The organism is Actinocorallia lasiicapitis (assembly GCF_054778695.1).
In genome coordinates this window covers 1-4832 of the sequence record NZ_BAAGZI010000417.1, presented here as the reverse complement: position 1 = coordinate 4832, position 4832 = coordinate 1, and the positions used below count along the sequence as shown (strand labels likewise).

Below are 4832 nucleotides of genomic sequence, written 5' to 3'. Positions count from 1 at the left end.
CTCCCTCCTCCGCACCCCCGAGGCACGCACCTGACCGCCGCTCGCTACGGACAAGATCCATAAGACACGGCCTAGCCGCGACCGTCAAAGGGCGAAAGGGCTGAGGAGACCGGAGTACGGCTTGGCGGGCGGCCGGGCGAACTCCCCCGAGCCCGCGGGGGTGAGGTGCTGGGCGGCGAGGGACTCGGCGAGCTTCACCGCGGCGGCGACACCGTCGATGACGGGCAGGCCGAGCGCCGCCGAAAGCGGACCACAGAACGCGGCCATACCCGCACAACCCAGAACAAGAGAGTCGGGACGGTCGGTGTCGCGGGCGAGACGGCAGGCCGCGGCGACGGGCTCGTAGGCGTCCTCGACGTCCAGGACGGGGACGTCGCACGCGTGGATTCCGGCGCAGGCGCGGTCGAAACCGTAGTGGTGGACCAGGTCGGTGGCCCGGCCGACGGTGCGGGCGAGAGTCGTGACGATGCTGAACGACCGGCCGAGCAGGGCCGCGGTGTGCAGGGCGGCCTGCGCGGTGCCCAGGACGGGCGCGGCCGCCAGTTCGCGGGCGGCGTCGAGACCGGGATCGCCGAAGCAGGCGATGACATAGCCGTCCGCGGGCGGCGCGGAGCCGATCGCGGCGAGGATCCCGGGGACGGCGAGCGCCTCGTCGTAGTGGCTTTCGATCGACGCGGGCCCCATCGGTGAGGTGATCGCCTCGATCGTCGTGCCGGGGGAGGCCACCGCCCGGGCGGTGCGGCCGATCAGGGCCGTCATCGTCCGGGCGGTGTTCGGGTTGATCACGAGAAGGCTGGTCATCCCGCGATCAGCGGCTTCCGTCGTTCCAGCAGGACGAGTGCGACGTAACCGGCGCCGCAGCCGATGAACCAGCTGTAGTCGGTGATCCAGGTGAGGTCGTGGGTGGTGACGTCGAGGTCGAGGAGGCCCTTCGGGATGAGCACCGAGGCGATCGAAAGGACGCCGGCGGCGACCGTCGCGTAGACGGCGTTCGGGTTGTAGCCGCGTTTGAAGAAGTACGGGCCCTGCGGGTCCATGGTGAACAGGGCGTCGACGTCGACCCGCTGCTTGGCGAGCACGTAGTAGCCGGCGATGAGGACGCCGAACAGCGGGCCGATCAGCGCGCCGAGGATGCCGAGCGTGTAGTGGATGGCGTCGGGGTCGGAGTACCAGTTCCACGGGGTGAGCAGCACCGAGCCGACCGCGGCGATCATCCCGCCGGTCCGCCAGCTGATCTTCTGCGGGGAGACGTTGGAGAAGTCGAAGGCCGGGGAGATGAAGTTGGCGACGATGTTGATGCCGACCGTCGCGATGACGAAGGTGAGCCCGCCGAGCAGGATCGCGAAGGTCGAGTCGATGGCCTGGACGGTCACGATCGGGTCGGTCATGAGCGTCCCGAACACCGGGACGGTCGCCGACGCGGTGAGCACCGTCAGGATCGAGAAGAACAGGAAGTTGACGGGCAGCCCGAGAAGATTGCCCCGTTTGACGGCGTCGAACGACCGGCCGTACCGGGAGAAGTCCCCGAAGTTCAGCATCGGCCCCGAGAAGTAGGAGACGACCAGCGCGATCGCGCTGAGCATCGTGGTGATCGACGCGCCGAACCCGAGCGACTTGCCCTCCGAAAGGTCGAGGCTGATGTTGCTCCAGCCCGCCTTCGCGATGAGGTAGCCGCACAGGACCAGCATGACGACGTAGACGGCGGGCCCGGCCCAGTCGATGAACCGCCGGATCGCCTCCATGCCCTTCCAGAAGACCATCGCCTGCGCGACCCAGAGGATCGCGTACGCGATGTAGCCGAGCGGCGAGAGCCCGAGGAACGTCGAGTCGTTGAGGTTCGCGGTCGACGGCCAGAACTTGAGGAAGATGATGATCAGGGACTGGGACGCCAGGAACGTCTGGACGCCGTACCAGGCGATCGCGATCAGACCGCGGATGATCGCCGGGATGTTCGCGCCGAGCACCCCGAAGATCGCCCGGTTGATCACCGGGTAGGGGACGCCGGTGACCTGCGACGGCTTCGCGACGAGGTTGCAGAACGCCTGGACGATCAGGATGCCGACGAGCAGGGAGATCAGCACCTGCCAGGACGCCAGGCCGAGGGCGAACAGGCTGCCCGCCGTGACGTACCCGCCGACGCTGTGCACGTCGGACATCCAGAAGGCGAAGATGTTGTAGGTCGACCAGGTCTGCTTCTCCAGCGGGGCCAGGTCTTCGTTGGTGAGTCGGGGGTCGCGTTCCGGAGTGGGAACGGGCGGGGCCGCTTCTACGGACATGCTGCTTCCCTGGGGGTATGGTGCGTTTGCACACGGGCGCAGGTGTTAAGCCATCGCTTAACAAGTGTGAATCTAGGACTGGACGGACGGCGCGTCATTTCCCGGAGGTAAAACCCCTGTGACGAACCTCGACGCCCTGGGCAGCGAGGCCCTCGGGGCACGTCTCAGGGAGCTGCGCGAGCAGTCGGGGCGGTCGCTCCGCTCGCTGGCCAAGGATCTGGGGATCTCGCCGAGCGCCGTCTCGCAGATCGAACGGGGCTCGATGCGGCCGTCCGTCAGCCGGTTGATCGCCTATGTGACGGTGCTGGGCGTCCCGCTGTCAGCGGTGTTCGAGACCATGGTCGAGAAGCCGGTCGACGGGCCGCAGGGCATCGCGATCCGGCGTTCGTGGGAGGTCGCGCCGATCCTGCTGGACGGCGGGGTCCTCTTCCGGCGGCTGTCGCCCGTGGCGACACCCGGTGTCGAGTTCTTCGAGTCGACCTACCCGCCGGGCGCCGCCTCCGACACGCACGGCCAGCTCCTCAAGCACGACGGCTACGAGATCGGCACGGTCGTCTCCGGTGAGCTGACCATCGAGTTCGAGCGGGAGGTCGTCACCCTGTCGGCCAACGACTCGATCACCTTCCCCTGCGAGCGTCCCCATCTGATCAGCAACCGCTCCGACGAGGTGGCGGCCGTCGCGACCTGGCTGATCGTCCATCCGTAGGTAAAGTCTCAAACCGGTATGAATCCCCTTCCCAGCCAGGGTTTTCGCCTGCTGATGAGGTGCCGCGCCGCGAAAAACGGGTAAGTGCTCGCGGGGCGTGTGCTAAGGTGAGGGAAGTTAATTGTGGTTCCCATAAGCTTATTTATGCGCCCCGCAGGCATCTGGTTCGCGGTGGCGCATTTTGTTTTATGGGTTACCGGGGGTGAAGGAGAGAAAAATGGCTACCGGTACTGTCAAGTGGTTCAATTCCGAAAAGGGCTTCGGCTTCATCGAGCAGGACGGCGGCGGCGCTGACGTGTTCGCCCACTTCTCGAACATCGCCGCGCAGGGCTTCCGTGAGCTCCAGGAGGGCCAGAAGGTCTCCTTCGACATCACGCAGGGCCAGAAGGGCCCGCAGGCCGAGAACATCGTTCCGGCCTAATCAGCTTCACCTTTCGCGGGGGTTCGGACCGTCAAGGTCCGGGCCCCCGCGGACTTGTTTCCCCCACCTGGTTCGTACTTGGGTCTCCTCGATACGTGCCGCGAGGAAAGGCCTTATTTCATGACACGTGCAGCTCAGCGCCGGACAAAACCGGCTAAATCATCTGCGAAAAGCCGTCCGGAGGCTACGGGCGGAGAATTCGCGATGCCCGTGAACACCGTGCCGCCGCTGCCCGCCGTCGAAGAGTTCGCGGCGATGGGACTGCCCGCCGCGCTGCTCACGACACTCCAGAAGCAGGGGCTCGACGCCCCGTTCCCGATCCAGGCCGCGACGCTCCCCAACGCGCTCGCCGGCCGCGACGTCCTCGGCCGCGGCCGCACCGGCTCCGGCAAGACCCTCGCGTTCGGGCTCGCGCTCCTCGCCCGGATCGCCGGAAAGCGTGCTGAACCGGGCAGGCCGCTGGCGCTCGTCCTGGTGCCGACACGAGAGCTCGCCCAGCAGGTCACCGACGCTCTGACGCCCTACGCCGACGCCGTCAAGATCCGGCTCACGACCGTGGTGGGCGGAATGTCCATCGGACGGCAGGAGTCGTCGATCGGGCGGGGCTGCGAGGTCGTCGTCGCGACGCCCGGCCGGCTCGCCGATCTGATCGACCGCCGCTCCGTCCGGCTCGACCAGGTCGGGATCACCGTCCTGGACGAAGCCGACCAGATGGCCGACATGGGCTTCCTGCCGCAGGTCACCCGGCTGCTCAACCAGGTCAGGCCGGACGGGCAGCGGATGCTGTTCTCGGCCACGCTCGACCGGAACGTCGACCGGCTGGTCCGGCAGTTCCTCGACGACCCGGTCACCCACTCCGTCGACCCGTCGGCCGGGGCCGTCACCACGATGGAGCACCATCTGCTGCACGTCTCGGACGCCGCGAAACTGGACACGACCCTCCATATCGCCGCCCGCGAAGGCCGGACGATCATGTTCGTGGGGATGAAGCACGCCGCCGACCGGCTCACCAAGAAGCTGCTGGCCAGCGGAGTCCGCGCGGCGGCCCTGCACGGCGGCAAGTCGCAGCCGCAGCGCAACCGCTGCCTCGAGCAGTTCCGGACGGGCGAACTGAACGTCCTGGTCGCGACCAACGTCGCCGCCCGCGGCATCCACATCGACGGCCTCGACCTGGTCGTCAACATCGATCCGCCGACCGACCACAAGGACTACCTGCACCGCGGTGGCCGCACGGCCCGCGCCGGCGAGTCCGGCACGGTCGTGACGCTCGTCACTCCGGCCCAGCGCCGTGAGCTGGCCGCGCTGATGCGCGCCGCCGGCATCACCCCGGTTGAGACGAACGTCGCGCCCGGTGACGCGGCCCTCACCGACATCACGGGCGCCCGTCCGCCGTCGGGCACCCCGGTCGTCCTGGCTCCGCGCCCGGCCC

The 4832-nt window shown here is 68.0% G+C and carries 5 protein-coding genes; 3 read left to right on the top strand and 2 right to left on the bottom strand.

Features of this window, described 5'->3' with window-relative positions; all coding sequences use genetic code 11:
• Positions 1-84: 84 nt before the first annotated feature.
• The gene (locus tag ACYVE7_RS29115; RefSeq protein ID WP_460369095.1) at positions 85-801 is read right to left on the bottom strand and encodes an aspartate/glutamate racemase family protein; all 717 of its coding nucleotides are present in this window, start codon (positions 799-801) and stop codon (positions 85-87) included.
• Entirely contained in the window at positions 798-2276 is a 1479-nt protein-coding gene (locus tag ACYVE7_RS29110) for an NCS1 family nucleobase:cation symporter-1 (RefSeq protein ID WP_460369092.1), read from the bottom strand. The genes ACYVE7_RS29115 and ACYVE7_RS29110 overlap by 4 nt, the downstream gene beginning before the upstream one ends.
• 118 nt (positions 2277-2394) lie before the next feature.
• On the opposite strand from ACYVE7_RS29110, the gene ACYVE7_RS29105 reads away from it, so the two are divergent.
• The 3 genes from ACYVE7_RS29105 to ACYVE7_RS29095 form a co-directional block, all read left to right on the top strand.
• On the top strand, positions 2395-2982 hold the full coding sequence (locus ACYVE7_RS29105; protein ID WP_460369090.1) for a helix-turn-helix domain-containing protein: 588 nt from the start codon (positions 2395-2397) through the stop codon (positions 2980-2982).
• A gap of 217 nt (positions 2983-3199) precedes the next feature.
• Positions 3200-3403: a cold-shock protein gene (locus ACYVE7_RS29100; RefSeq protein ID WP_460369088.1), complete on the top strand. Its 204-nt coding sequence runs from the start codon at positions 3200-3202 to the stop codon at positions 3401-3403.
• 120 nt (positions 3404-3523) lie between these two features.
• The coding region (locus tag ACYVE7_RS29095) for a DEAD/DEAH box helicase (protein ID WP_460369086.1) at positions 3524-4832 on the top strand (1309 nt) is incomplete at its 3' end.